Below are 26,324 nucleotides of genomic sequence, written 5' to 3'. Positions count from 1 at the left end.
ATCCCCGCAGCGGGCGGCCCACCGGTGCCGCCATGACTGAAGGTGGTCGGGCATGCGGATCTCGATGACCGCGATTCTGGTGATCGTGGTTTTTGCCATCGTGCTGTTCGGGGCCAAGCGGCTGCCCGATCTGGCGCGCTCGCTCGGCCAGTCGATGCGGATCCTGAAGAGCGAGGCCAAGGCGATGAAGTCGGACGGCGTGGACGACGCCGACGGGCCCGCGCCCCAGGCCACGCCCGCGGTCGGCTCCGCTTCGGGTGCCGGCTCGGCGAAGACCATCCAGGCCGCGCCGGGGGCGTCCGCGACCGCCCGGCCGGTCACCGAGCAGCAGCCGGCACAGCCGGGGGCGGAGGGCGGCGGGCCGCGCTGAGCGGTGCGACGCACACGACGCACGCGACCACTGGAGGCCCGTCGACCGGCGGGCCTCGACGCACGAGTTGAGGACCGGGGTTGAGCAAGCTCTCCAAGGCGTCGAAGACGCCCAAGGATCCTGAAGGGCGGATGGCCCTCGCCGACCACCTGCGGGAACTGCGGAACCGCGTGGTCAAGTCGGTCCTGGCGATCGTGCTGTTCACGATCGTCGCGCTGATCTTCCACAAGCAGCTCGAGACGCTTCTGCTGAAGCCGATTCCGCGGTGCGACGAGACGAACTCCTCACAGTTCCACGGTCGGTGCGCGAACGTCTCCGCGGTCGGCCTCACCGCGGGCTTCAACTGGATGCTGCAGGTCGCACTGACGGCCGGTGTGGTGGCCGCCGTCCCGGTCTGGCTCTACCAGCTCTGGGCCTTCGTGGCGCCCGGACTGCACAAGCACGAGCGCAAGTACACGATGATCTTCATGGCCTGTGGTGCACCGCTGTTCCTGGCCGGCGTGGCCTGCGCCTTCCTGGTGATGCCGACCACGGTCGAGGTGCTGATCTCGTTCAACCCGAGTGACACCATCCCGATCCTGCCGCCCAACGACTACTTCGAGATCGCCACCCGGATGGTGCTGGTCTTCGGTCTGGCCTTCGAGTTCCCGTTGCTGCTGGTGATGCTCAACCTGGTCGGCATGGTCACCGGAAAGCGGCTGCTCGGCTGGTGGCGCGGCATGGTGATGGCCATCACCGTGTTCGCCGCCTTCGCCACGCCGAGCGCCGACCCCGTCAGCATGCTGGTGCTGGCCGCGCCGATCTGGGCGCTGTACTTCCTCGCCGTCGGCATCACGCTGTTCAACGACCGGCGCAAGGCCCGCCGCAACCCGGACCTCGGGCTGGACGACGAGGAGGCCTCGCACCTGGACCTCTCGGTGCAGGCGGTGGGCGGGGCCGAGGCCGTGCAGGCGTCGGCCGCCCCGGCGGCGAGCGCGCCGGTGCCGGCCGCGCGGCACGAGCAGATGGACGACATCACGTGACGAGGTGACGCCCGCCTCCTGAGGTGACCCGCGCCTCCTGAGGTGACCCGCGCCTCCTGGGGTGAACCCCGCCTCCTGAGGTGACCCGCCTCGCAGCCCCGGCCCGCCGTTCCCCGGCGGGCCGGGGCTTTTTCCTTGGCGCCGCCGTCCGGCGGGGCGGTCTTGGCAGGCGTGATGGCATGTGACATATTACTGGCGTGTCCCAGCCTCAGAGACCTCCCCTGGACGTCGTCGTGGTCGGCGCCGGCGTCGTCGGAGCCGCCTGCGCCTACTACGCCGCCCGTGCCGGGCTCGCCGTCGCCGTGATCGACCGCGGGCCGGTGGCCGGTGGCACCACCGGCGCCGGCGAGGGCAACCTGCTGGTCTCCGACAAGGAGCCAGGGCCCGAACTCGACCTCGCCCTGCTCTCCACCCGGCTCTGGCAGGAGCTCGCCGAGGAGCTCGGCGCGGCCGTCGAGTACGAGCCCAAGGGCGGCCTGGTCGTCGCCGCCACACCCGCCCGGCAGGACGCCCTGCGCGCCTTCGCCGCCGAGCAGGCGGAGGTCGGCGTCACGGCCGAGGAGATCCCCGGCGAGCGGCTGCGCGAGCTCGAACCGCACCTCGCCGCCGGGCTGGCCGGCGGCTTCCACTACCCACAGGACGCCCAGGTCCAGCCCGCCCTGGCCGCCGCCCACCTGCTGCGGGCCGCCCGCCGCGACGGCGCCGTGCTGTACACCGGCGAGACCGTCCGGGAGGTGACCACCGGGCCGGACGGCGCCGTGCTCGGCGTGGTGACCGACCGGCGGAGGCTGGCGGCGCCCGCGGTGGTCAACGCCGCCGGAACCTGGGGCGGCGAGCTGGCCGCCCTGGCCGGGGTGCACCTGCCGGTGCTGCCACGCCGCGGCTTCGTGCTCGTCACCGAGCCGCTGCCGAGGATCGTCCGGCACAAGGTCTACGCCGCCGACTACGTCGCGGACGTGGCCAGCGGATCGGCCGCGCTGCAGACCTCGGCAGTGGTCGAGGGCACGCCCGGCGGGCCGGTGCTGATCGGCGCCAGCCGGGAGCGGGTCGGCTTCGACCGGACGCTCTCGGTGGAGGTGCTCCAGCGGCTCGCCGCGCAGGCGGCGGCGCTGTTCCCCGTGCTCGCGGACGTCAGCGTGCTGCGCGCCTACCGTGGCTTCCGCCCGTACCTGCCGGACCACCTGCCCGCGATCGGCGCCGACCCGCGGGTGCCCGGGCTCTACCACGCCTGCGGCCACGAGGGTGCGGGCATCGGGCTCGCCCCGGCCACCGGGCTGCTGATCGGCGAGCAGCTCACCGGCAAGCGGCCGGAGCTGGACCTCACGCCGTTCCGGGCCGACCGGTTCGGGGCCGACGGTCCCGCGTGACTTTTGCAAAGTGCGACAGTCGCTTTGCAAAGAGCTCGTACGCCGCCATGGCGCGCGAGCCCGACAGTCGTACCAGCCCACGATCCACGACCGGAACGGAGAACCCCAGTCATGCGCCGAACCCCCGCCGACCTGGTCGGGGCGGTACCCGGCCCCGCCCACACCATCGAGTTCGACGGCCGGGCCGTCCCCGCGCTGCCCGGGCAGACGATCGCGGCCGCGCTCTGGGCCGACGGCGTCCTGGCCTGGCGCACCACCCGGGTCGGCGGCCGGCCGCGCGGGGCGTTCTGCGGGATCGGCGTCTGCTTCGACTGCCTGGCCACCGTCGACGGGCGGCCCAACCAGCGCACCTGTCTGCTGCCGGCCGAGCCCGGCACCACCGTCACCACCCAGGAGGGCAACGGCCGTGCCGATCTCGCCGTCTGAATCCTTCGACCGCTCCGGGCCGTACGACCTTGCGGTGATCGGGGCCGGTCCGGCCGGGCTCGCCGCCGCGGTGGCCGCCGCCGACCTCGGGCTGCGCTGCGCCCTCGTCGACGCCGGCCCGCGGACCGGCGGACAGTACTACCGGCACCCGGCCCCCGGCCTCGGCGCCGCCAGGCCGGACCGGCTGCACCACGGCTGGTCCGTCTACACCGGGTGGGCCGACCGGCTTGCCGCGCACCGGGAGGCGGGCCGGGTCGACCACCTGGCCGGCCATCAGGTCTGGGCGCTGGAGCGGGTCGGCCGCGTGGCCGGTGCGGCCGACGTGCGGCAGGGCGGGGCCGGCGCGTCGGGTGTCCGGCAGGGCGCCGCCGGGGTCTCGGGGGGCGAGGACGACACGGCCTGGGCCGTGCACGCGACCCTCGGGCCGGAGGCCGGCGACCGGGCGACCGTGCGGGCCGCCGCCGTGGTGCTCGCCACCGGTGCGTACGAGCGGCAGCTGCCGTTCCCCGGCTGGACGCTGCCCGGGGTGGTCACCGCCGGCGGCGCGCAGGCCATGCTCAAGACGGGTCTGGTGCTGCCCGGCAAGCGGATCGTGGTCGCGGGCAGCGGGCCGCTGCTGCTCGCCGCGGCGTCCTCGCTGGTCACCGCCGGGGCCCGGGTGCCCGCGGTGGTCGAGGCCACCAACTACCTCGCCTACGCCCGGCGCCCCGGCGTCCTGGCCGCCGTCCCGGCCAAGCTGGTCGAGGGGGCCGGTCACGGCGCCGCGATGCTGCGCCACGGCGTCCGGCTGCGCCGCCGCAGCGCCGTCGTCGAGGCGCACGGCACCGACCGGGTCACCGGCGTCACCGTCGCCCGGCTGGACGCCGACTGGACGCCGGTGCCCGGGAGCGAGCGGCGGATCGCCTGCGACGCGCTCGCCGTCGGCCACGGCCTGCTGCCGCAGATCGAGCTGGCCACCGAGCTGGGTGCCGGGACCCGGACCACCGCCGACGGCGCGGTCGCGCTCGCGGTCGACGCCGAGCTGCGGACCACCGTCCCCGGCCTCTGGGCGGCCGGTGAGACCTGCGGTGTCGGCGGCGCGGACCTGGCGATCGCCGAGGGCGAGATGGCCGCGCACGCGGTGGCCGGCGTGCCGGTCTCCACCGGCCTGCTGCGCCGCCGCGCCCGGCTGCGGGCCTTCGCCGACCTGATGGCCGCGGCGCACCGGCCGGGCCCGGGCTGGCCGCAGTGGCTGCGCCCGGACACCGACGTCTGCCGCTGCGAGGAGGTCCCGGCGGCCGCGATCAGGGAGGCCGTGGACGAGCTGGGCGCCGGCGACGCGCGGACCGTGAAGCTGCTCACCCGGGCCGGGATGGGCTGGTGCCAGGGCCGGATGTGCGGTCCGGCGGTGGCCTGCCTGGCGGCGGGCTCGGGTTCGGCCGCCGGGTCGGGCCCCGCTTCGGTGGCGGGCCCGGGTTCTGGTCCGGCTTCGGTGGCGGGGCCGGTCGAGGTGCGGGCGGACAGCCGTCCGCTCTCCTGCCCGGTGCCGCTGTCGCAGCTCGCGGCGGGTCTGCCCGCCGACGCGCCGCGCGACTGAACCTGCACGGCGGGGACTCTTGTCTCCACCGCGCGCCATCTAATAAAATGTCACACCTCACCAAGGAGTCACCTGTGTCCCACACCCCGCACGACACCACCCGGCCCTGGCGCGGCATCATGGTCGCCACCACGATCCCGCTGCGCCCGGACCTGTCCGTCGACTACGACGCCTACGCCGAGCACGTCCGCTGGCTGATCGCCTCGGGCTGCGACGGCGTCGTCCCCAACGGCTCGCTGGGGGAGTACCAGACCCTCACCGACGAGGAGCGCGCCCGGATCGTCGAGGTCGCCGTCGAGGCCGCCGGCGACGGCTCCCGGGTGATGCCCGGCGTCGCCGCGTACGGCAGCGCCGAGTCCCGCCGCTGGACCGAGCAGGCCGCCGAGGCCGGCGCCGGGTCCGTCCTGCTGCTGCCGCCGAACGCCTACCGCGCCGACCACGCCGCCGTCCGCGCCCACTACGCCGAGGTGGCGAAGGCGGGCGTGCCGATCGTCGCCTACAACAACCCGTACGACACCAAGGTCGACCTCGTCCCCGCGCTGCTCGCCGAGCTGCACGGCGAGGGCTCGATCGTCGCGGTCAAGGAGTTCAGCGGTGACGTCCGCCGGGCCTACGAGATCGCCGAGCTGGCTCCCGGTCTCGACCTGCTGATCGGCGCCGACGACGTGCTGCTGGAGCTGGCCCTGGCCGGCGCCGTCGGCTGGATCGCCGGCTACCCGAACGCGCTGCCGGAGGCCAGTGTCGCCCTCTACCGGGCCGCCGTCGCGCACGAGCTGGAGACCGCGCTGCCGCTCTACAAGGCGCTGCACTCCCTGCTGCGCTGGGACTCCAAGACCGAGTTCGTGCAGGCGATCAAGCTCTCCATGGACATCGCCGGCCGCCAGGGCGGCCCGACCCGGGCGCCGCGCCTGCCGCTCACCCCGGAGATCGAGGCGGCCGTCCGCGCGGCCACCGAGAAGGCGCTCGCCGAGGGCCTGGCGTAGGCGTCGAGAAGCCCCGGGAACGGCGCCGGCTGCGGGGGCAGCCGGCCCGGCCCCGAACCCACCATCCGACCATCCGACGGGAGCCGCAATCACATGCGCAGCCGCCACGTGTTCCACGCCGTCGACTCGCACACCGAGGGCATGCCGACCCGGGTCGTCACCGGCGGGTTCGGCGTCATCCCCGGTGCCACCATGGCCGAGCGCCGGGTCCACTTCCAGCAGCACCTGGACCACTTCCGCACCCTGCTGATGTACGAGCCGCGCGGCCACGCCGCGATGAGCGGGGCGATCCTCCAGCCGCCGACCCGGCCGGACGCCGACTACGGCGTGCTCTACATCGAGGTGTCCGGGCTGCTGCCGATGTGCGGCCACGGCACCATCGGCGTCGCCACCGTGCTGGTCGAGACCGGCATGGTGCCGGTGGTCGAGCCGGTCACCACCGTCCGGCTGGACACCCCCGCCGGGCTGGTCGTCGCCGAGGTGCAGGTCGAGGACGGCGCCGCCACCGCGGTGACCATCCGCAACGTGCCCTCGTACTCGGTGGCGCTGGACCGCAAGATCGAGGTGCCCGGATACGGCACGGTGGGCTACGACCTCGCCTACGGCGGCAACTTCTACGCCATCCTGCCGCTCGCCGAGTTCGGCCTGCCCTTCGAGCGCGAGCGCAAGCAGGAGATCCTGGACGCCGGGCTGGCCCTGATGGACGCGATCAACGGCGGCCCCGGCCGGCCGGTGCACCCGGAGGACCCGTCCATCCACAGCTGCCACCACGTCCAGCTGCTCGCGCCCGGCTCCACCGCCGAGCACTCCCGGCACGCGATGGCCATCCACCCCGGCTGGTTCGACCGCTCGCCGTGCGGCACCGGCACCTCCGCACGGATGGCCCAGCTGCACGCGCGCGGCGAGCTGCCGCTGGGGCGGGACTTCCGCAACGACTCCTTCATCGGGACGACCTTCACCGGCCGCCTGGTCGAGGAGACCGAGGTGGCCGGACGGCCCGCCGTCGTCCCCACCGTGACCGGGCGGGCCTGGATCACCGGCACCGCCCAGTACTTCCTCGACCCGAGCGACCCGTTCCCGGCCGGGTTCCTGCTCTGAGCCATCTGAAGGGCTGTTAGCTGTGACGATCCTTTCGTACAACCCCGCCGACCCCGAGGACCTGGTCACCGAGGCCGAGGCACCCGGTGCCGAGGCCGTCCGGGCCGCCGTCGGACGGGCCCGGGCCGCGCAGGCCGGCTGGCTCGCGGGCGGTGCCGCGGCCCGCTCGGCGGCGCTCACCCGGATCGCCGAGGCGGTCGAGGCGCACGCGGACGAGCTGACCGCGCTGATCGTGCGCGAGGTCGGCAAACCGCTCGCCGAGGCCCGCGGCGAGGTCGCCCGGACCGCCGCGATCTGGCGCTACTACGCGCAGGCGCCGTACGCGCCGTCCGGTGCCGTCCACGAGCCCGCCGCCGGCGAGGGCCTGCTGCTCACCCGCCGCCGCCCGTACGGGGTGGCCGGGCTGATCACGCCCTGGAACTTCCCGCTGGCGATCCCGGCCTGGAAGGCCGCGCCGGCGCTGGCCGTCGGCAACGCCGTGGTGCTCAAGCCGGCCCCGGAGGCGACCGCGTGCGCGCTGCGCCTGGCCGAGCTGGCCGGCCTCCCCGAGGACGTGTTCACCGTGCTGCCCGGCGGGGCCGAGGAGGGCGAGGCGCTGGTCGGCTCGGCGGACGTGGTCTCGTTCACCGGCTCGACCGGCGTCGGCCGGGCCGTGGTGCGGGCCGCCACCGAGCGCGGCATCCCGGTCCAGGCCGAGCTGGGCGGCCTCAACGCCGCGCTCGTCCTGCCGGACGCCGACGTCGAGCAGGCCGCCGCCCACCTGGCCGCCGCCATCGCCGGGTACGCGGGCCAGAAGTGCACCGCCACCAGCCGGGTGATCGCCGTCGGCACGGCGTACGAGCCGCTGCGCGCCGCGCTGGTGAAGGCGCTCGGCCTGGTCGACGACGCGGCCTGCGGTCCCGTCATCTCCTCCGCCGCCCGCGACCGGCTCACCGGCGCCGTCGACTCCGCCCGCGCGGCCGGGGCCACCGTGCTCACCGGAGGGTCGGTCCCCGAGCGGGCCGGCTGGTACGTCGAGCCGACCCTGCTGGCCGACGTGCCCGCCGACCACCCGCTGCGGCGTGAGGAGTTCTTCGGCCCGATCGCCGTCCTGCTGCCCGCCGCCGACCTGGACGAGGCCGTCGCGCTCGCCAACGACACCCCGCACTCGCTGGCCACCTCGGTGCACAGCCGCAGCCTGGACGTGGCCCTGGCCGCCGCCGACCGGCTGGACGCGGGCATGATCCGGATCAACGCGCCGTCCAGCGGCGTCGACTTCCACCTGCCGTTCGGGGGTGCCAAGGGCGCGAGCCACGGCGACCGCGAACAGGGCCAGGCGGTGCTCGACTTCTACACCGCGAGCCGCACCGTCAGCGTGCTGCCGGCCGGGGGTGCGTGATGCTCGTGCGGACGGTGGACTACCACACCGCCGGGGAGCCGTTCCGGATCGTGGTCGGCGGCGCGCCCGGCGCCCCCGGTGACAGCGTCGCCGAGCGCCGGGCCATCGCGCTCGGCGCGGGCGGCACCGCCACCGCGCCCCGGCCCAGCGCCCTCGACCGGGTGCGGCAGCTGCTCACCCGGGAGCCGCGCGGGCACACCGGGATGTACGGCGGGTTCCTGGTGCCGCCGGACGACGACGAGGCGCACCTCGGCGTGCTCTTCTGGCACAAGGACGGCTACTCGACCGCCTGCGGCCACGGCACCATCGCGCTCGGCGCCTGGGCGGTGGACTCCCGGCTCGTCCCCGCCCCGGACGACGGGGTGGCCCGGGTGCGGATCGACGTCCCGTCCGGGCGGGTCACCGCCCTGGTCCACCGCGCGGGCGGCCGGACCACCGGGGTGACCTTCCGCAACGTGCCGGCCGTCGTCACCGCGCTCAAGCTGCCGGTGCCCACCTCGTACGGGGTGGTCGAGGTCGCCGTCGCGCACGCGGGCGCCTGCTACGTCTCGGTGCCGGCCGCCGCGCTGGGCCTCGCCGTCGAACCCGGCCTGCTGCCCGAACTCACCGCCGCCGGGCGGGAGATCCGGGCCGCCCTGGCCGGCTCGCCGGCCGTCGAACACCCGACGGACCGGCTGCTCTCGGGTGTCTACGGGGTCATCCTGTACGACGAACTGCCCGCCGTGGACGGGGGGCTGAGCCAGCGCAACGTCACCGTCTTCGCCGACGGCCAGATCGACCGCTCGCCGTGCGGCTCCGGCACCTCGGCCCGGCTCGCCGTCCTCGCCGCCGAGGGCCGGCTCGCGCCGGGCGGGGAGCTGCGGCACGAGTCGCTGGTCGGAACGGTGTTCGGCGGCCGGGTGCTCCCGGGGGGCGACCCGTTCGACGGGGGCGTGGTCACCGAGGTGACGGGCAGCGCCCACCGCACCGGCGAGCACAGCTTCGTCCTGGAGGCGGACGACGAGCTGGGGACGGGGTTCCTGTTGTGACCGGCGACCGGAGCGAGACCGGGGGAACGCCCGCCCTGACGCTGCCCGGCGAACGGAGCGAGGCGGAGAGGACGCCCGCCCTCACGCTGCCCGGCGCGGCCGCTGCGCCGCTCCGGCGTGTCGCGCCGGGCGCTCATCCGCGGGAGGCCTCGGCGCCGGGCGCCCGGGTACCCGGCGCCGAGGCCCTGGCGGGGGCGGCGGGCCGGCCGGGCGCCGCCGGGCCGGTGCCGGCCCTGACGCCGGTGCAGGCGGCCGATGCGATCGAGCGGGTGCTGTTGGAAGGGCTGGACCCGGAGGCCGCGCCCGCGCGGTCGGCGGTGCCGGTGCCGGCCGGCGAGCTGCTGCTGATGCCGGCCGCCTCCGCCGAGTACGCCGGGGTGAAGATCGCCGGGGTGGCCCCGGCCAACCCGGCCGTCGGCCTGCCCCGGATCACCGGGAGCTACCTGCTGCTGGACGGTCCGACGCTCCAGCCGCTCGCCCTGATGGACGGTGCCGCGCTCACCGCCCTGCGCACACCCGCCGTCACCGCCGTCGCCCTGCGCCGGCTGGCCGCGCCGGACGCCGAGCACCTCGTGCTGTTCGGCGCCGGGCCGCAGGCGTACGGGCACCTGGACGCGCTGATCGCCGTCCGGCCGCTGACCCGGGTCACGGTGGTGGCCCGTAGCGCGGCGCCGGCCGAGGCGCTGGCCGCGTACGCGCGCGGACGCGGGCTGTCGGCGCGGGTGGGGACGCCGGACGCGGTGGCCGGGGCCGACCTGGTGGTCTGCTGCACCACCGCGCGCACCCCGCTGTTCGACGGCGAGCTGGTGCCCGGCCACGCCGTCGTGGTGGCGGTCGGCTCGCACGAGCCGGACGCCTGCGAGGTGGACGCGGCGCTGGTCGGCCGGGCGGAGCTGTACGTCGAGGCGCGGGCCGCCGCGCTGCGGGAGGCGGGGGACCTCCTGATGGCGGGCGTCACCGGTGCCGATGTGCTCTGGAACCTGGCCGAGTTGGTCCGCGGGGAGGTGCCGGTGCCGAGTGACCGGCCGCGGTTCTTCAAGAGCGTCGGGATGGCCTGGGAGGATCTCGCGGTCGCGGCTCAGATGTACCGGTGCGGCGGCTGAGGAGGAGAACTCGGGCACTGGGAAGGGCTCGGTCACGTGAGGCGAGCCCGGTCACGTGGGAAGGGTTCGGCCACTGAGGAGAGCTCGGCCGCCGGGAGAACTCAGTCGCCGATGAAGCAGAGCCAACTGCCGGGTGTCCCCGCGCACTTGGCGAGCACCTCGGCGAGGTCGAGGACGGCCGCCCGCTGGGCCTCGGTGCTGCACCGGGCGAGCGGGGCGGCCGTCTCGGCCAGTGCGGCGCCGGCGTCCTGCTCGTTGAACAGGGTGTCGCCGTACGGGTCGACCCGGCCGAGGCGGTGGTCGGTGGGGTGGGTGTGGGCGGCGAGGGCGGCCGCCAGTGCGTCGCCTTGGCCGAGCGAGAGGTGCAGTTCGGTGGCGGGCCTCTTCCGGTGGCCGGGCGGGCGGCTGTCGTAGAGGGCGAGTTCGATTCCCAAGTCCGTTTCCCCGGGCTGTGGTCGGGCGTTGTGATGGTGGGCCGGAGCTGCGGCCGGAGTGGTGGGAAGGGATCCCCGGCCACGTCGGCCGCTTTCGGCGTTTCCGGCTACCGGTAGGTGGTGATCAGGCGGGCCAGGTGCTTGCCGGTGAGGTGCAGCGGCTCCTCGCTGCGGGCGATCTGGGCGGCCAGCTCGGCGCCCTCCAGGGTGCTGATGACGGTGGCGGCCAGCTCGCGCGAGTCGTCGGCGCCGAGCCCGGCGGTGTGCAGCTTCTCCTCCACGAGGGCGCGCCAGTGGGCGAACGCCTCGACGACGGCCTGTTCGATCGCCGGGGCACGGCCGACGGTCTCCAGGGCGGTGCTGGTGATCGGGCAGCCGTCCTGCCACTCGGACTCGCGCAGAGCCTCGGCCAGAAGCCGGGTGCAGGCGGTGATCGCCTCGGCCGGGTCCTCCGACGTGCCCAGCCCCGCGCGGAGCAGCTCGGCGAACTCCTGGTCGCCGTGGCGGATCGCCTCGGCGGCCAACTCCTGCTTGCCGCCCGGGAAGAAGTGGTAGACGGAGCCGAGGGTGGCCTCCGCCTCGCGCGAGATCTGCTTGATTCCGGTGCCCTCGTACCCCTGGCGCTGCAGCAGCCGGGAGGTGGCCCGGACGATCCGCTCGCGGGTGCCGGTCGTCGTCTTCACGCGGTGAGTCTAGCCGACCTGCTGAATAGAGCGTTCGTTCCAGAGCTGTGTCGGCCCCTCCTGGATAGAGCGTCCGTTCTAGCGGAGGGGAACCCCCGTGTCCGGCTCGCGGCACCCGGAGCGCTCGGAGCACTCGCGGCAGGAGTTCAAGCAGCCCGTCACCGTGATCGGCCTCGGCCCGATGGGCCGGGCGATGGCCGGCCGCCTCGGTGCCCGGCTTCCTCGCGTTCTACGCGCCCCGGATCGCGGCCGGCCACCACGAGGGCGACGTGGACCGGCTCGCCATGGGGCTCGCCGGCATCGAGCACGTCCGGGACACGGTGGAGGCCTCCGGGGTGGACGGCGCGCCGCCCGGGCTGCTGGCCGACGTCTTCCGGAGCGGGGTGGCCGCCGGACACGGGGCGTCCAGCACGGCCAGCCTGATCGGGCTGCTCCGGAAGGCGTAGCGGGATCGTTGCCGCGGAGTGCGCCGCCGGCCGTTGTCACGGCCGGCGGCCACTGCCACGATGGGCTCCGTCGGGCTCGTGGTCTGGTGACGGATCGTCCGAATCACGGAATGTTGCACACTCAACGTAACGTGACATTGTACGCTGGTGTTCTGCAACCACCCGGAGGAACGCCATGTCCGACCTGAAACCCCGCACCCTGATCTCCGTCCAGGAGCGGCTGCGCGACCAGGTCGCCCACGCCCTCCGCGCCGCCCTCATCTCCGGTGAGCTGCGCCCCGGCGTGGTCTACTCCGCACCCGCCCTCGCCGCCGACTTCGGCGTCTCCGCCACCCCCGTCCGCGAGGCCATGCTCGACCTCGCCCGCGAGGGCCTGGTCGAGGCCGTCCGCAACAAGGGCTTCCGGGTCACCGAGCTGACCGAGCGCGACCTCGACGAGTACACCGAGATCCGCGCCCTCATCGAGATCCCCATCATCGGCCGGGTCACCCGCACCGCCACTGCCGAGCAGCTGGAGGCGCTGCGCCCCCAGGCCGAGGCCATCGTCGCCGCCGCCCGCAAGCACGACCTGATCGGCTACCTGGAGGCCGACCGCCAGTTCCACCTCGACCTGCTCGGCCTGGCCGGCAACGCCCACCTGGTCGAGGTCGTCGGCGACCTGCGCAAGCGCTCCCGCCTCTACGGCCTCAACCGCCTCGACCAGCGCGGCGAGCTCGTCTCCTCCGCCGAGGAGCACGTCGAACTGCTCGACCTCATGCTCTCCGGCGACGCCGAGGCCGCCGAGGCCTGCATGTCCCGCCATCTCGGCCACGTCCGGTCGCTCTGGGCGGCGGGGCAGGAGGACACGGAGGACGAGGCCCGCCCGGCCCTGCGGCTGCGGGCCCGGTAGGGGTACCGGCACTCGTTCGGGTCAAGGGCGAAGACCGGCGCCTGAAGGCGGCTCGGTTCTACGACGATGCTCTCGACATCGACATCGACATCGACATCGGCAGCCAGGCGGAATTCCATGTCCGCCGCCGCAGTGGAAGAGCCCATGGAGCACCCGACGCTGCTCGAAGTCGCCGCGCCGGTTTCCCGGCAGTTCGCGGGGCACCGGGTCGAGATCATCGGGAGCCGGATCACCGTGACGCCGCCGCCGGATCGATCGGATCGAGCGGGGCATCGGTGACGCTCTCGGTGGACGACGTGCTCACCGTGGAGAAGTAGTCACGCCGCCGCCGGGACGGTCAGCCTTCCGTCGTGGACCTCGGCGACCTGGTCCACCGCCCTCAGATGGGTGCGGTCGTGGGTGACCAGGACGGTCGCGGTGGCGCGGCGGTGGGTGAGCTCGGTGACGAGGTCGATGACGGCGGCGCCGCGGTCGTGGTCGAGGGCACTGGTGGGCTCGTCGATCAGCAGGACGGTGGGGTCGTTCATCAGGGCACGGGCGATGTTGACGCGCTGGCGCTGACCGCCGGAGAGCTGGTGCGGGCGGCGGGCGGCCTGGTCGCGCAGGCCCACGGCGTCGAGGAGTTCGAGGGCCCGGGGCAGGGCCGCGCGCGGAGAACGGCCGTCGAGGTGGGCCATCACCTGGAGCTGTTCGGCGGCGGTGAGCGAGGGCAGCAGGTTGGCCTGCTGGAAGACGATGCCGATCCGGTGCCGGCGCAGGGCGGTGAGCTCGGCGCGGTTCAGACCGGTGGTCTCGACGCCGTCCACCACGACCCGGCCGGTGTCCGGGGCGATCAGTGTCGCGGCGACCGCCAGCAGGCTGGACTTGCCGGAGCCGGACGGGCCCACCACCGCGGTGATCGAGCCCTTGGGGACGCTGAGCGAGACCTCGTCCAGGGCGGTCAGCCGGCCGTCGCCGTCCGGGTAGGTGAGGGTGATGCGGTCGAGGTGCAGGGTCATCGGGCGCTCCCCAGGGCGGTCAGCGGGTCGACGGAGGTGATCCGGCGGATGGACAGGGCGGCGCCGGCCGCGCCGAGCGCGATCATCACGGCGGCCGGGAGGAGGACGGTCGGGGCGTCCAGCACGAACGGGACCGCGGAGCCGATCAGCACCCCGGCACCGGCCGCGACGGCGGTGCCCACGGCCGTACCGAGCACCAGCAGCAGCACCGCCTGGCCGAGCGCGTCCCGCAGCAGGTAGCGGGTGGAGGCGCCGAGTGCCTTCAGGACGGCGATGTCACCGCTGCGCTGGATCGTCCAGACGGTGAAGAAGGCGCCGATCACCAGCGCCGAGATGGCGAACAGGAAGCCGCGCATCAGCTGCAGCGAGCCGTTCTCCGAGGTGTAGGAGCCGATCGCGGCGAGCGCGTCCTCGCGGCCGAGGGTCTCGGTGCCGAAGCGGGCGTCGCCCGCGGCGAGGCCCGCGCCGGAGGCCGTGGTCAGGGCGATCACGGTGGCGTGCCCGCTGCCGCCCGGGGCGAACTCCTGCCAGTCGGTGAGGCTGGTCCAGACGACCGGGGTGTGGCTGTACGAGGCGTCGCCGGCCACCGCGGCCACCTGGAGCGGGCGGCCCCCCAGGGTGAAGCCCGCGCCCGGGCGCAGACCGCCCAGGCTCTCGGCGGCGGTCTCGGAGAGCACGGCCCGCCCCGGGGCGAGCAGGGAGCCCTGCGGGGCGAGCCCGGAGCCGTCCGGCACGCCGAACGCGGAGAGCGCGGCGGTGCGCTGCCCGGCGGCGGCCTTGGTGGTGGTGATGCCGAGCGGCTGTGCGGCCGTGACGCCCGGCTGCTGCGCCCAGCCCCGCCACTGCTCGGGTGTGACCTGGGAGTCGGTGAAGGAGAGCTTCTGGCCGTCGGCCGGCTTCGAGAAGACCAGGTGGTCGGCGGGCAGGCCGGTGATCGCCGAGACGTTCTGCCGGCCCAGCCCGGCCGTCAGGCCCGACAACAGGCCGACCAGCACGGTGATCAGCACGATCACGGTTCCCATCAGGGCGAACCGCCCCTTGGCGAACCGAAGGTCCCTCCAGGCGACGAACACGTCCGGCCTCTCTCCTCGACTGCTGTGGCAACGCTCACCACGGTCGTGGAGGAGGGGGCGGGCCGGCATCGCCCGGGGGATTGCATCCCCGGCATCGAAGGGCAGAAGCGGAGTTCAACCTTTTGATTGATGCCCGGCCGGCGCCGCGGATCCTAGGCTGGACGGATGGCGACCGAACGACTCCGCACCACCCCCGTCGCCCGCGTACTCCAGGTCTGCCTGCACCTGCTGGTGGCGGGCCTGCTCGCGCTCGCCGTCGCCCGGGCGGTGGCCGGCCGGGACGGTGACCCGGCCGCGGTCACCGCCGCCGCCGCCGCGATGGCCGCCGTCTACACGGCCGGGCCGCTGGTCGGCGCCGTCCGGCGGTCCCGGCGGGCCGCCGCGCTCTGGCTGGTGCTGCTCGGCGTCACCTGGGTGGGCGTGCTGGCCGCCACCCAGGACGGGGTGTGGCTGGCCTTCCCGCTGTACTTCCTGGAGCTGCACCTGCTCGGCCGCCGGGGCGGGCTCGTGGCGGTCGGGCTCACGGCGGGCACGGCGATCGCGGCGTGGTCCTGGCACCAGCACACGTTCAGCCTGGCCTCCGCCATCGGGCCCGCGCTCGGCGCGGCCGTCGCCACCGCCACCGTCCTCGGCTACCAGGCGCTCTACCGGGAGAGCGAGGAGCGGCGCCGGCTCATCGACGAACTCACCGCCGCCCGCGCGGACGCCGCAGCCGCCCACCACGCGGCCGGCGTGCTCGCCGAGCGCGAACGGCTCGCCCGGGAGATCCACGACACCCTCGCGCAGAGCCTCTCCAGCATCCAGCTGCTGCTGCGGGCCGCCCAACGGGCGCTGCCCGAGCGGACCGAGGCCGCCGCCGGCTACGTCGAACAGGCCCGGCAGGCCGCCCAGGACAACCTCGCCGAGGCCCGGCGCTTCGTCCGAGCGCTCACCCCGGCCGACCTGGAGGGCGCTTCGCTGCCGGTCGCGCTGGAGCGGCTCTGCGCCACCACCACGGCGCACAGCGGCCTCTCCGTCCGCCTGCACGTCTCCGGGGACCGGGTGCAGCTGCCGGCGCCGCAGGAGGTGGCGCTGCTGCGGATCGCGCAGTCCGCGCTCGGCAACGCGGTGCGGCACGCCGAGGCCTCGCACGCGGAGGTGACGCTCAGCTACATGGAGGGCGAGGTGGCGCTGGACGTGTTCGACGACGGGACGGGGTTCGACCCGGCGGCGGTCGCCGCGGGCGCGGGTACGGGCGGGGCCGGCGGGGACGGCGGCTTCGGGCTGCCGTCGATGCGGGCCAGGGCGCGGGCGCTGGGCGGTACCTTCACCGTCGAGTCCGCGCCGGGGGAGGGGACGGCGCTCGCCGTGCTGCTGCCGGTGCCCGCCGGGTCGGGCGCCGCGGGTGCGCCGGGTGCGCCGGGCGCCTCGGGGGCGGCAGGTGCGTCGAGCGCTGCGGGTTCGCCGGGTTCGCCGGGTGCTTCGGGCGCCTCGGGTCCTGCGTGTCCTTCCGGGCCTGCGGGTGCGCCGAATGCTTCGAGTGAGGAACCTACGTGATCGAGGAACGTGCGTGAGTGATCAGGTGATCCGGCTGTTGCTGGCCGACGACCACCCGGTGGTCCGGGCCGGACTGCGGGCCGTCCTGGAGAGCGAAGCCGACTTCGCCATCGTCGCCGAGGCCGCCACCGCCGAGCGGGCCGTGCAGCTCGCCGAGGAGGTCGAGGTGGACGTGGTGCTGATGGACCTCCAGTTCGGGCCCGGCTCGGCCATGAACGGCGCCCAGGCCACCGCCGCGATCACCGCCCGGGGTGCCGGGGCGCCGCGGGTGCTCGTCGTCACCACGTACGACACCGACGCCGACACCCTCCCCGCGCTGGAGGCCGGGGCCACCGGGTACCTGCTCAAGGACGCGCCGCCCGAGGAGCTGGCGCGGGCCGTCCGCTCGGCGGCGGCCGGGCGCACGGCGCTGGCCGCGACGGTGGCGGACCGGCTGCTGGAGCGGATGCGCACGCCGTCGGCGGCGCTCAGCGCGCGCGAGACGGAGGTGCTCGGGCTGGTCGCGGACGGGCTGACCAACCAGCAGGTCAGCCAGCGGCTGCACCTGAGCCAGGCGACGGTTAAGTCGCACCTGGTGCACATCTACACGAAGTTGGGCGTGGACTCGCGTACGGCGGCGGTGCGGGAGGCACGGGCGCGGGGGCTGATCCGCCGGGGGGTGTGAGGGACCGCCCGAGGGAAACCCGGCGGGCCGGCGGGCGGACGTAGGGTGGGACGGGTTCGAACCGTTGCGTGGAGTGGAGGAACCCGCATGGCCGCCGTCCGCCTCGACGAGCTCGCCGTTCCCGTCATCGCCGCGCCCATGGCGGGCGGGGCGTCCACACCGGAGCTGGTGGCCGCGGTGAACGGGGCGGGCGGGCTCGGGTTCCTCGCGGCCGGGTACCGGAGCGCCGACACGATGGCCGGACAGATCGAGCGCGTCCGGGAGCTGACGGACCGGCCGTTCGGCGTGAACCTCTTCGTTCCGGCCGGGCCCGCCGGGCCCGGCGACGCGCGGGCCGTCGCCGCGTACCGGGAGCGCCTGCTGCCGGAAGCCGAGCGCCGGGGTGTCCGGCTGCCCGAGGCGATCGCCCCGGACCGCGACGACTGGGAGGCCAAGATCGCCGCGCTGCTGGCCGGGCCGGTGCCCGTCCCCGTGGTGTCGTACACCTTCGGCCTGCCCGCACCCGAGGAGGTGCGGGCCCTGCGGGCGGCCGGCAGTTACCAGATCGGCACCGTCACCACGCCCGAGGAGGCGCGGCGCGCCGGGGCGGCCGGGATGGACGCGCTCTGCGTGCAGGGCCCCGAGGCGGGCGGGCACCGGGCCACCCACCGGGTGGCGGACCGGCCGGGAGACGTCCCGCTGCTCGAACTGCTGCCCGCCGTAAGGGCGGTGACGGCACTGCCGCTGATCGCGGCGGGTGGGCTGGCCGACGGGCCGGCGATCGCGGCCGCGCTGCGGGCCGGGGCGGTGGCCGCCCAGCTGGGGACGGCGCTGCTGCGGGCCGACGAGTCCGGCGCGTCGGTGGCGCACCGGGCGGCGCTGGCCGAACTGTCCGGCACGGTGGTGACCCGCGCCTTCACCGGCCGGCCCGCCCGCGGCCTGGGCAACGCGTTCATCGAGCGGTTCGGGCCGTACGCGCCGGCCGTCTACCCCGAGGTGCACCACCTCACCCAGCCGCTGCGCGCGGCGGCGGCCGCGCGGGCGGACACCGCGGCGATGCACCTGTGGGCCGGCACCGGGCACCGGGCGGCCCGCGGCGGGCCGGCCGCGGAGATCGTCAGGGAGCTGTGGGAGCGGGCTCGTCGCTGAGCACGGAGCGGTAGTGGCCGATCTTCGCCCGGATGTGGTGCTGCTGGCGCCGCAGGTGGGCGATCTGCTCCTCCACCTGCGCGTCGTGCTCCTCCAGCACGGTGAGTCGGTCCGCCACCGTCGCGTCCCCGCCACGGGCCAGCTCGGTGAAGCGCAGCATGGCCGCGATCGGCATCCCGGTGTCCCGCAGGCAGCGCAGCATGGCGAGCCAGGCCAGGTCGTCCTCGCTGAACCGCCGGTGGCCGGTCCGGGCCCGCTGCACCGCGTCCAGCAGCCCGATCTTCTCGTAGTACCGCAGGGTGTCCAGGCTGAACCCGGACCGCTCGACCGCCTCCGCGGGCGTCAGCAACTCGACTCCGGATGCACTCATGCCGATGATCATCCCATCGCCGGGGCGCACACCGCGGGGCGAGCCGGGCGAGGGCGTCGCAGATCGAGCACGGGCAGGCGGACGGCCTGGACGGGACGGCCCGCGGGCCCGCGCCGCCGCGGATCGGCGGCGGGGGCGAGGCCACCGTGCGGCAGGGGATCGGACGATCGAGCTCGCCTGAACCCGACCCCCTGTCGTCGACCCCCCCGCCGCCGATCCGCTGCCGTCGCCCCCAGCCGCTGACCCCCTTGCTGCTGGCCCCCTGTCACCGCACCCCCTGTCACCGCCCCCCGTGGCGGTGGCGGAGGGGCTCAGGCGAGAAGGGCGGACATCCAGGATTCGAGGGCGGGCACGGTGCGGGGCAGGGCGCCGGACATGAGGCGGGCGCCGTCGGAGGTGATCACGAGGTCGTCCTCGATGCGGATGCCGAGGCCGCGGAGTTCCAGCGGGAGGGTCTCGTCGTCGGGCTGGAGGTAGAGGCCGGGTTCCACGGTGAGGACGTGGCCCTCCTCGAGGACGCCGTCGAGGTAGGTCTCGGCGCGGGCCTTGGCGCAGTCGTGGACGTCGAGCCCGAGCATGTGGCCGGTGCCGCAGAGGGTGTAGCGGCGGTAGACCCCGCTGTCCTCGGCGAGCGCCTGTTCGGCGGGGACCCGCAGGACGCCCCAGTCGGCCAGGCCTTCGGCGATGACGCGCATCGCGGCGTGGTGGAAGTCGCGGAACCGGGCGCCCGGGCGCAGGGCGGCGATGCCGGCGTCCTGGGCGGCGAGGACCAGTTCGTAGGCCTGCCGCTGGACGTCGGTGAAGGTGCCGGAGAGCGGGAGGGTGCGGGTGATGTCGGCGGTGTAGAGGGTGTCGGTCTCGACGCCGGCGTCGAGCAGCAGCAGGGCCCCGGGGTCGAGCGCGCCGTCGTTGCGGATCCAGTGCAGGACGCAGGCGTGGGCTCCGGAGGCGGCGATGGTCTCGTAGCCGGTGCCGTTGCCCTCGGCGCGGGCGCGGAGGTTGAACACGCCCTCGATCCAGCGCTCGCCGCGGTGGTGGCGCAGGGCGTCGGGCAGGGCGCGGACGACGTCCTGGAAGCCCAGGACGGTGTGGTCGACGGAGAGTTGGAGCTGGTCGACCTCCCAGGCGTCCTTGACGAGGCGGAGTTCGGAGAGCACCGCGGCGAGTGCGGCGTCGCCCTCGGCGAGCCGCGGGGAGCCGGGGCGGCCGGTGGCGGCGTCGAGGGAGGGGGCGATGCCGGCGAGGACCCGGGTGCCGGCGGGCTGCGGGCCGGTGAGCAGCTTGTCGAGGTCGTCGAGGTGCCCGGTGGCCAGGCCGGTGAGCCGGGAGGCCTCGGCGAGGTCGGGGCGGCGGCCGACCCAGAACTCGCCGTAGCGGCGGTCGCGGTAGAACTCGGCGCCGCGGACGGGGTCGCCGCCGCGGGGGGAGCGCGGGCGCAGGTAGAGGACGGGCTCGTGGCCCTCGGGGCCGGCCGGTTCGAGGACGAGGACGTGGCCGACCTGGTCCTCGCCGGTGAGGCCGGTGAGCCAGGCGTAGGCGCTGTGCGGGCGGAACCGGTAGTCGGTGTCGTTGCTGCGGACCTTGAGTTCGCCGGCGGGGACGATCAGCCGCTCGCCGGGGAAGGCGGCGGAGAGGCGGGCGTGGCGGCCGGGCAGCGCGGCGTACCCGGGGACGCGCTGGTCGGCCGGGAGCGGGGTGCGGGCCCAGGAGGTGCCCATGAAGGCGTCGAGGGCGGGGGAGACGGGCAGGTCGTGACTGCCGGTGTTGAGGCCGGTCTGACGGAGGGTCACCGGGTGTTCTCCTAAGCGGGGCTGGAGGGTTGCACGGACACAGCTCGGTAACGGGGCGCGCCACCTCTTGTGCAGTGCAATTTCACATTACTATGTTACGGGTCACACCGCGGAGCGGCTAGACCCCCTGAGGTCGCCCTCCCCGGCCGGGCCCCGGACCAGCCCCGGGGCCGGACCACGGGCCTACGGCGGGCCCCCCACTGCGGAGTTGCACATGACCAGGCGCACCCACGCCGCCCTCGCGGCGGCCCTCGCGGCCACACTCACCCTCGGCCTCGGGGCCTGCAAGAACGACAAGAGCGACACCGGCGGCGACGCCGCGGCCACGAGCACCAAGGGCCCGGGCGCGGAGTCCGGCTCGATCATCGGCGGCACCCCGGTCAAGGGCGGCACCCTCACCGTCCTCACCAACCAGGACTTCGCCCACCTCGACCCCGCCCGCAACTGGGTCCTGCCGCACATGGACTTCGGCACCCGCCTGATCTACCGCACCCTGGTCACCTTCAAGGCCGAGCCGGGCGCCGCCGGCAGCGAGATCGTCCCGGACCTCGCCACCGACCTCGGCAAGTCCTCCGACGGCGGCAAGACCTGGACCTTCACCCTGCGCGACGGGTTGAAGTACGAGGACGGCAGCCCGATCAAGTCCGCCGACGTCAAGTACAACGTCGAGCGGTCCTTCTCCCCGGACCTCACCGGAGGCCCCGACTACGCGATCCAGTACCTGGCCGGCGGCGAGAACTACAAGGGCCCGCTGACGGGTGAGCACCTGCCCAGCATCGAGACCCCGGACGACAAGACCATCGTCTTCCACCTGAAGCGCCCGGTCGCCGAGTTCTCCTACACCGCCACCCTGCCGACCTTCTCCCCGGTGCCGCAGGCCCAGGAGAAGGGCACCCAGTACGACTCGCGGCCGTTCGCCTCCGGGCCGTACAAGATCGCCTCCTACGACCGCGGCAAGCAGCTCGTCCTGGTCCGCAACATCAACTGGGACCAGTCCACCGACACGGTCCGCAAGGCGTACCCGGACAAGATCGTGGTCACCCAGGGCCTCAAGGGCGGCCAGGCCGACGACCGGATCATCGCCAGCGAGGGTGCGGACGCCTCCACCGTCGAGATGCCGTGGATGCAGCACGAGTCCGTCGCCAAGGTGCTGCCCAAGGCGGACGTCAAGTCCCGCATGGTGGCCGAGCGGACCGGCTGTACCGACATGCTGTACCTGAACACCGCCAAGGCGCCCTTCGACGACCCGAAGGTGCGCGAGGCGATGATGTACGCCGTCGACCGCGAGGCCCAGGTCACCGCGTTCGGCGGCCCGGCGATGGCCGACGTCGCGACCACCTTCCTGCCGCCCGCGCTGACCTCCGGCGTCAAGGCCGACCCGCTGAAGATCCCGCCCGCCGGCGACCCGGCGAAGGCCAAGGACCTGCTCAAGGCGGCCGGCAAGGCCGACCTCAAGGTCTCGCTCACCGTCTCCATCGGCGACAAGAGCCGCGGAGAGGCGCTCCAGCAGTCGCTGGCCAAGGCCGGCGTCCAGGTCACCGTCAACACCGTGGACGCGTCCGCCATCGCCGACGCCGTCGGCGACACCAAGAACGCCCCCGAGCTGACCATCAACGGCTGGTGCCCGGACTACCCGTCCGCCGCGACCTTCCTGCCCTTCCTCTTCGACGGCCGCACCATCAAGGAGAAGGGCAACCAGGGCAACTACAGCCAGTTCCGGGACCAGGCCACGATGGACCGGATGGACCAGATCGCGGCCATGACCGACCTGGCCGAGGCCAACGCCGCCTGGAAGCAGCTGGACGAGGACCTGGTGAAGAAGGCCCCGGCCGTTCCGCTGATGTGGCAGCGCCGCCCGCTGCTGGTCGGCACCAACGTGGCCGGCGCGTTCGGCAACTCCGGTTACGCCGGCATGATCGACATGGCTGTGATCGGCCTCAAGGACCCGTCGAAGAGCCAGGGCTGAGGGACCGTCACCGATGAGTGCAACCACTGAGCCCGCCGCCGTGGAGGTCACGGCGGCGGGCCCCGCGAAGGCCGCCGGGCGCGGGCCCTGGCGGCTGGTCTGGGACCAGCTGTGGGCCAGGGGCTCGGCCCGGTTCGGCCTGATCACCGTCGCCGTGCTGATCCTGGCGGCCGCCCTGGCCGGCCCGTTGAGCTCGCTCGGCGGCTGGACCCCGGAGGAGTTCGACAAGCGCGCCGTCGACCCCTACATCGGCGGCACGCCGATCGGCGACTTCGGCGGGATCGGCACCCGGCACTGGCTCGGCGTCGAACCCGGCTCGGGCCGCGACCTGTTCGCCCGCGTCCTGCACGGCGGCCAGGTGTCGCTGCTGATCGCGTTCATCGCGACCGCCCTGGTCGTGATCGTCGGCACCCTGGCCGGGATCGTGGCCGGCTACTTCGGCGGCCGCATCGACGCGGCGCTCTCCCGGCTGATGGACCTCACGATGTCCTTCCCCTCACTGATCTTCATGATCGCCATGATGTCGGTGGCCAAGGACGTCAACCGGATCCTGCTGATGACCCTGGTGATCGGCCTGTTCGGCTGGCCCGGCATCGCCCGGGTGGTGCGCGGTCAGACCCTCTCGCTCAAGCACCGCGAGTACGTCGAGGCGGCCAAGGTCGGCGGAGCCCGGTCCTGGCGCATCCTCACCCGGGAGATCCTGCCGAACGTCTCCGGCCCGATCATCGCGTACACCACGCTGCTGATCCCCGGCATGATCGCCACCGAGGCCGCCCTGAGCTACCTCGGCGTGGGCGTCCGCCCGCCCACCGCGTCCTGGGGCCAGATGATCGCCGAGAGCATCCTGCACTACGAGACCGATCCGACGTACTTCCTCATCCCGACGGTCTTCCTCTTCATCGCGGTGCTCGCCTTCACCCTGCTCGGTGACGCGCTGCGCGACATCCTCGACCCCCGGGGAGGCCGGTCGTGATCATCTACCTCGGCCGCCGGCTGATCGGCGTCGCGGGCATCCTGCTCGCCATCTGCGCGATCACCTTCACCATCTTCTACCTGCTGCCCAACGACCCGGCCGCGGCCGCCTGCGGCAAGACGTGCAGCCCCGAGCGACTCGACGCCGTCAAGGTGGCGATGGGCCTGGACAAGCCGGTCTGGGACCAGTTCGGCAGCTACCTGCTCGGCATCTTCGCCGGCCGCGACTACGGCAGCGGCCCCAGCGCCGTGCACTGCGGCTTCCCGTGCCTGGGCTACTCCTACGAGTACGGGCTGCCGGTCTGGGACCTGCTCACCGACCGCCTGCCGGTCTCCGTCTCGCTCGCCTTCGGTGCGGCGGTGCTCTGGCTGGTCCTCGGCCTCGGCGCCGGCATCACCTCGGCCCTGCGCAAGGGCGGCCTCACCGACAAGACCCTGATGGTGCTCTCGGTCGGCACCGCGTCGCTGCCGGTCTACTTCACCTCGATCATGCTGATCTGGGGCGTCGTGCGGACCGCCGGCCTGCTGCCCTACCCGTCGTACCACGCGCTCACCGACGACCCCTTCGGCTGGGCCTCCAACCTGCTGCTCCCGTGGATCGCGCTGGCCCTGCTGTACGCGGCCATGTACGCCCGGCAGAGCCGCAACTCGATGATCGAGACGATGGCCGAGCCGTACATCCGGACGGCCCGCGCCAAGGGCCTGCCCGCGCTGACCGTGACGGTCAAGCACGGGCTGCGCTCCGGGATGACCCCCATCCTGACCATCTTCGGCATCGACCTCGGCGGCCTGCTCGCCGGCGCCGTCATCACCGAGTCCATCTTCGGCCTGCCCGGGGTCGGCCGGCTCTTCTACGACGGGCTGATCCGCTCCGACCAGCCGGTCATCCTCGGCGTCACCCTGCTCGCGGCCTTCTTCATCGTCGCGGCGAACCTGCTGGTCGACCTGCTCTACGCGGTGGTCGACCCGAGAGTGAGGTACTGATGGCACTGTTGGAGGTCGAGGATCTCGCAGTCTCCTTCGACACCCCGCGCGGCACCGTCCGGGCCGTCGACGGCATCTCCTTCACCGTGGCGGCCGGGCAGACCCTCGGGCTGGTCGGGGAGTCGGGCAGCGGGAAGTCCGTCACCTCGCTCGCCGTGATGGGCCTGCACCGCGGCGCCGCCGTCACCGGCTCGATCCGGCTCGCCGGGCAGGAGCTGAACGGGCTGGGTGAGCGGCAGCTGGGCACCGTCCGGGGCCGGCGGATCGCCATGATCTTCCAGGACCCGCTCTCCAGCCTGCACCCCTTCTACACCGTCGGCGAGCAGATCGCGGAGCACTACCGGGTGCACTTCAAGGCCTCCCGCAAGGCCGGCCGCGAGCGCGCGGTGGAGATGCTCGGCGAGGTCGGCATCCCCGAACCCGCCCGCCGGGTCGACGAGTACCCGCACCAGTTCTCCGGCGGCATGCGCCAGCGCGTGATGATCGCCATGGCACTCGCCTGCGAACCCGACCTGCTGATCGCCGACGAGCCCACCACCGCCCTCGACGTCACGGTCCAGGCCCAGATCCTCGACCTGATCGCCCGGATCCAGCAGGACCGCGGCCTCGGCGTCGTCATGATCACCCACGACCTGGGCGTGGTCGCCCGGGTCGCCCACGAGGTCCTGGTCATGTACGGCGGCCGGGCCGCCGAACAGGCCCCCGTGGACCGGCTGTTCGGCGCCCCCGCGCACCCGTACACCCGCGGGCTGCTCGACTCGCTGCCCCGCCTCGACGACACCGACGACGCCCCGCTGCGGGCCATCCCCGGCAGCCCGCCGTCGCTGATCGCCCCCGCCCCCGGCTGCTCCTTCGCCCCGCGCTGCGCCCGCACCACCGCGGCCACCGCCGAGGAGCACGCCCGCTGCCTGGCCGAGCGCCCCGCGCTCGGCCCGCTCGCCCCCGGCCACCAGGCCGCCTGCCACCTGCCGCTGGTGCCGCAAGGAGCCCGTTCATGACCGCCCAGCCGTCCCCGGCCGCCACCAAGCCGTTCGAACCGCTGTTGTCGGTGCGGGACTTGGTGAAGACGTTCCCCGGCAAGCGCGGCCGGGCCGGCCGGGCCGGCGCCCCGGTCCGGGCCGTGGACGGGGTCAGCTTCGACGTCGGCAAGGGCGAGACGCTCGGCCTGGTCGGCGAGTCCGGCTGCGGCAAGTCGACCACCGGGCGCATGATCGTCCGTCTGCTCGACCCGACCTCGGGCACCGTCACCTTCGACGGCACCGAGATCGGCGGCCTGTCGCAGGCCCAGCTGCGGCCGCACCGACGGCACCTGCAGATGGTCTTCCAGGACCCGTACTCCTCGCTCAACCCCCGCCAGACGGTGGCCCGGATCATCTCCGAACCGCTGCTGGTCCAGGGCTCGGGCGCGGCCGAGGCGCGGAAGCGGGCCGCCGAGCTGATGGAGCTGGTCGGGCTGATCCCCGAGCACCTCGACCGCTACCCGCACGAGTTCTCCGGCGGCCAGGCCCAGCGGATCGGGATCGCCCGCTCCCTGGCCACCTCGCCCCGGCTGGTGATCGCCGACGAGCCGGTCTCCGCACTGGACGTCTCGATCCAGGCCCAGGTGGTCAACCTGATGGAGCGGCTCCAGGACGAGCTGGGCCTGGCGTACGTGTTCATCGCGCACGACCTCTCGGTGGTCAAGCGGGTCTGCGACCGGGTCGCGGTGATGTACCTCGGCCGGATCGTCGAGATCGGCGACAAGGCGGAGGTGTACGGCAACCCGGCCCACCCGTACACCCGGGCGCTGCTCTCCGCCGTGCCGCTGCCGGACCCGGCGGCCGAGCGGGCGCGCGAGCGGATCGTGCTGCTCGGCGACCCGCCGAGCCCGGCCAATCCGCCGACGGGCTGCACCTTCCACCCGCGCTGCCCGAAGGCGCAGGAGATCTGCCGCACGGAACGGCCGCTGCTGCAGATCGCCGGGCCGGGCGCCCGGCAGGCGGCCTGCCACTTCCCGGAGGCCTAGGCCTCCCCCGACCGCCGTACCGCCCCGTCTCCCCA

The 26,324-nt window shown here is 74.4% G+C and carries 27 protein-coding genes; 21 read left to right on the top strand and 6 right to left on the bottom strand.

Annotated elements, in window-relative coordinates:
- Nucleotides 1–52: 52 nt before the first annotated feature.
- From tatA to ACZ3YO_RS05545, 10 genes are all read left to right on the top strand, one after another.
- Nucleotides 53–370 carry a Sec-independent protein translocase subunit TatA gene (gene tatA, locus ACZ3YO_RS05590; protein ID WP_465565156.1) on the top strand — a complete coding sequence of 106 codons (318 nt, stop codon included), beginning with the start codon at nucleotides 53–55 and terminating at the stop codon, nucleotides 368–370.
- Nucleotides 371–450: 80 nt separating this feature from the next.
- Nucleotides 451–1,392, top strand: a complete 942-nt coding sequence (gene tatC / locus ACZ3YO_RS05585) for a twin-arginine translocase subunit TatC (protein ID WP_465565153.1) — start codon at nucleotides 451–453, stop codon at nucleotides 1,390–1,392.
- Between the two features lie 197 nt (nucleotides 1,393–1,589).
- Nucleotides 1,590–2,759 (top strand): NAD(P)/FAD-dependent oxidoreductase, encoded by a 1,170-nt coding sequence (locus ACZ3YO_RS05580; RefSeq protein WP_465565150.1) that lies wholly within the window; start codon nucleotides 1,590–1,592, stop codon nucleotides 2,757–2,759.
- A 111-nt stretch (nucleotides 2,760–2,870) separates the two neighbouring features.
- Nucleotides 2,871–3,185, top strand: coding sequence for a (2Fe-2S)-binding protein (locus tag ACZ3YO_RS05575; protein ID WP_396321789.1), 315 nt, complete (start codon nucleotides 2,871–2,873; stop codon nucleotides 3,183–3,185).
- A complete protein-coding gene (locus tag ACZ3YO_RS05570) occupies nucleotides 3,166–4,761 on the top strand; it encodes an FAD/NAD(P)-dependent oxidoreductase (RefSeq protein ID WP_465565146.1) in 1,596 nt (531 codons plus the stop codon). Before ACZ3YO_RS05575 ends, ACZ3YO_RS05570 begins: the two co-directional genes overlap by 20 nt.
- Nucleotides 4,762–4,880: 119 nt before the next feature.
- Nucleotides 4,881–5,744 carry a dihydrodipicolinate synthase family protein gene (locus ACZ3YO_RS05565; protein WP_396321822.1) on the top strand — a complete coding sequence of 288 codons (864 nt, stop codon included), beginning with the start codon at nucleotides 4,881–4,883 and terminating at the stop codon, nucleotides 5,742–5,744.
- 93 nt (nucleotides 5,745–5,837) lie between these two features.
- Nucleotides 5,838–6,842 (top strand): proline racemase family protein, encoded by a 1,005-nt coding sequence (locus ACZ3YO_RS05560; protein ID WP_465565143.1) that lies wholly within the window; start codon nucleotides 5,838–5,840, stop codon nucleotides 6,840–6,842.
- A 22-nt stretch (nucleotides 6,843–6,864) separates the two neighbouring features.
- The gene (locus ACZ3YO_RS05555; protein ID WP_465565140.1) at nucleotides 6,865–8,220 is read left to right on the top strand and encodes an aldehyde dehydrogenase family protein; all 1,356 of its coding nucleotides are present in this window, start codon (nucleotides 6,865–6,867) and stop codon (nucleotides 8,218–8,220) included.
- Entirely contained in the window at nucleotides 8,220–9,248 is a 1,029-nt protein-coding gene (locus ACZ3YO_RS05550; RefSeq protein WP_465565137.1) for a proline racemase family protein, read from the top strand. The genes ACZ3YO_RS05555 and ACZ3YO_RS05550 overlap by 1 nt, the downstream gene beginning before the upstream one ends.
- Nucleotides 9,245–10,351 carry an ornithine cyclodeaminase family protein gene (locus tag ACZ3YO_RS05545; RefSeq protein WP_465565135.1) on the top strand — a complete coding sequence of 369 codons (1,107 nt, stop codon included), beginning with the start codon at nucleotides 9,245–9,247 and terminating at the stop codon, nucleotides 10,349–10,351. Before ACZ3YO_RS05550 ends, ACZ3YO_RS05545 begins: the two co-directional genes overlap by 4 nt.
- Nucleotides 10,352–10,452: 101 nt before the next feature.
- On the opposite strand, the gene ACZ3YO_RS05540 is transcribed toward ACZ3YO_RS05545, so the two are convergent.
- Together ACZ3YO_RS05540 and ACZ3YO_RS05535 are read right to left on the bottom strand one after the other, a co-directional pair.
- Nucleotides 10,453–10,785, bottom strand: coding sequence for a hypothetical protein (locus tag ACZ3YO_RS05540; RefSeq protein WP_465565133.1), 333 nt, complete (start codon nucleotides 10,783–10,785; stop codon nucleotides 10,453–10,455).
- Nucleotides 10,786–10,892: 107 nt separating this feature from the next.
- Nucleotides 10,893–11,468, bottom strand: a complete 576-nt coding sequence (locus tag ACZ3YO_RS05535) for a TetR/AcrR family transcriptional regulator (RefSeq protein WP_465565130.1) — start codon at nucleotides 11,466–11,468, stop codon at nucleotides 10,893–10,895.
- A 209-nt stretch (nucleotides 11,469–11,677) separates the two neighbouring features.
- Between ACZ3YO_RS05535 and ACZ3YO_RS05530 the strand changes: the two genes are divergently transcribed.
- The 3 genes from ACZ3YO_RS05530 (at nucleotide 11,678) to ACZ3YO_RS05520 (ending at nucleotide 13,082) form a co-directional block, all read left to right on the top strand.
- Entirely contained in the window at nucleotides 11,678–11,914 is a 237-nt protein-coding gene (locus ACZ3YO_RS05530; protein ID WP_465565128.1) for an imine reductase family protein, read from the top strand.
- Nucleotides 11,915–12,089: 175 nt separating this feature from the next.
- Nucleotides 12,090–12,803, top strand: coding sequence for a GntR family transcriptional regulator (locus ACZ3YO_RS05525; RefSeq protein WP_396321781.1), 714 nt, complete (start codon nucleotides 12,090–12,092; stop codon nucleotides 12,801–12,803).
- Between the two features lie 144 nt (nucleotides 12,804–12,947).
- A complete protein-coding gene (locus tag ACZ3YO_RS05520; protein WP_465565124.1) occupies nucleotides 12,948–13,082 on the top strand; it encodes a hypothetical protein in 135 nt (44 codons plus the stop codon).
- 38 nt (nucleotides 13,083–13,120) lie between these two features.
- Here ACZ3YO_RS05520 and ACZ3YO_RS05515 read toward each other — a convergent pair whose 3' ends face one another.
- Complete coding sequence (locus tag ACZ3YO_RS05515; RefSeq protein WP_465565122.1) at nucleotides 13,121–13,801, bottom strand: ABC transporter ATP-binding protein; 681 nt, start codon at nucleotides 13,799–13,801, stop codon at nucleotides 13,121–13,123.
- Nucleotides 13,798–14,874, bottom strand: a complete 1,077-nt coding sequence (locus tag ACZ3YO_RS05510; protein ID WP_465565120.1) for an ABC transporter permease — start codon at nucleotides 14,872–14,874, stop codon at nucleotides 13,798–13,800. The genes ACZ3YO_RS05515 and ACZ3YO_RS05510 overlap by 4 nt, the downstream gene beginning before the upstream one ends.
- A 165-nt stretch (nucleotides 14,875–15,039) precedes the next feature.
- On the opposite strand from ACZ3YO_RS05510, the gene ACZ3YO_RS05505 reads away from it, so the two are divergent.
- The 3 genes from ACZ3YO_RS05505 (at nucleotide 15,040) to ACZ3YO_RS05495 (ending at nucleotide 18,202) form a co-directional block, all read left to right on the top strand.
- Nucleotides 15,040–16,410 carry a sensor histidine kinase gene (locus tag ACZ3YO_RS05505; RefSeq protein WP_465565117.1) on the top strand — a complete coding sequence of 457 codons (1,371 nt, stop codon included), beginning with the start codon at nucleotides 15,040–15,042 and terminating at the stop codon, nucleotides 16,408–16,410.
- Nucleotides 16,411–16,423: 13 nt separating this feature from the next.
- On the top strand, nucleotides 16,424–17,074 hold the full coding sequence (locus ACZ3YO_RS05500) for a response regulator transcription factor (RefSeq protein ID WP_465565115.1): 651 nt from the start codon (nucleotides 16,424–16,426) through the stop codon (nucleotides 17,072–17,074).
- Between the two features lie 87 nt (nucleotides 17,075–17,161).
- Nucleotides 17,162–18,202 (top strand): nitronate monooxygenase, encoded by a 1,041-nt coding sequence (locus tag ACZ3YO_RS05495; protein WP_465565112.1) that lies wholly within the window; start codon nucleotides 17,162–17,164, stop codon nucleotides 18,200–18,202.
- On the opposite strand, the gene ACZ3YO_RS05490 is transcribed toward ACZ3YO_RS05495, so the two are convergent.
- Nucleotides 18,171–18,572 carry a MerR family transcriptional regulator gene (locus ACZ3YO_RS05490; protein ID WP_465565110.1) on the bottom strand — a complete coding sequence of 134 codons (402 nt, stop codon included), beginning with the start codon at nucleotides 18,570–18,572 and terminating at the stop codon, nucleotides 18,171–18,173. The genes ACZ3YO_RS05495 and ACZ3YO_RS05490 overlap by 32 nt on opposite strands.
- Nucleotides 18,573–18,883: 311 nt before the next feature.
- Nucleotides 18,884–20,362 (bottom strand): aminopeptidase P family protein, encoded by a 1,479-nt coding sequence (locus ACZ3YO_RS05485; protein ID WP_465565108.1) that lies wholly within the window; start codon nucleotides 20,360–20,362, stop codon nucleotides 18,884–18,886.
- Nucleotides 20,363–20,576: 214 nt separating this feature from the next.
- Here ACZ3YO_RS05485 and ACZ3YO_RS05480 point away from each other — a divergent pair, with 214 nt between their 5' ends.
- The 5 genes from ACZ3YO_RS05480 to ACZ3YO_RS05460 are packed head-to-tail and all read left to right on the top strand — an operon-like array spanning nucleotide 20,577 to nucleotide 26,289.
- Nucleotides 20,577–22,328 (top strand): ABC transporter substrate-binding protein, encoded by a 1,752-nt coding sequence (locus tag ACZ3YO_RS05480; RefSeq protein WP_465565105.1) that lies wholly within the window; start codon nucleotides 20,577–20,579, stop codon nucleotides 22,326–22,328.
- A gap of 13 nt (nucleotides 22,329–22,341) precedes the next feature.
- Nucleotides 22,342–23,301, top strand: coding sequence for an ABC transporter permease (locus ACZ3YO_RS05475; RefSeq protein ID WP_465565102.1), 960 nt, complete (start codon nucleotides 22,342–22,344; stop codon nucleotides 23,299–23,301).
- The gene (locus tag ACZ3YO_RS05470) at nucleotides 23,298–24,284 is read left to right on the top strand and encodes an ABC transporter permease (RefSeq protein ID WP_449777166.1); all 987 of its coding nucleotides are present in this window, start codon (nucleotides 23,298–23,300) and stop codon (nucleotides 24,282–24,284) included. Before ACZ3YO_RS05475 ends, ACZ3YO_RS05470 begins: the two co-directional genes overlap by 4 nt.
- Nucleotides 24,284–25,282, top strand: coding sequence for an ABC transporter ATP-binding protein (locus ACZ3YO_RS05465; RefSeq protein ID WP_465565098.1), 999 nt, complete (start codon nucleotides 24,284–24,286; stop codon nucleotides 25,280–25,282). The genes ACZ3YO_RS05470 and ACZ3YO_RS05465 overlap by 1 nt, the downstream gene beginning before the upstream one ends.
- The gene (locus ACZ3YO_RS05460; RefSeq protein ID WP_465565096.1) at nucleotides 25,279–26,289 is read left to right on the top strand and encodes an ABC transporter ATP-binding protein; all 1,011 of its coding nucleotides are present in this window, start codon (nucleotides 25,279–25,281) and stop codon (nucleotides 26,287–26,289) included. Before ACZ3YO_RS05465 ends, ACZ3YO_RS05460 begins: the two co-directional genes overlap by 4 nt.
- Nucleotides 26,290–26,324: the final 35 nt, after the last annotated feature.

The sequence above is a fragment of the Kitasatospora sp. NPDC022785 genome (genome assembly GCF_055561295.1).
This window is presented reverse-complemented; position numbering and strand designations above follow the sequence as displayed.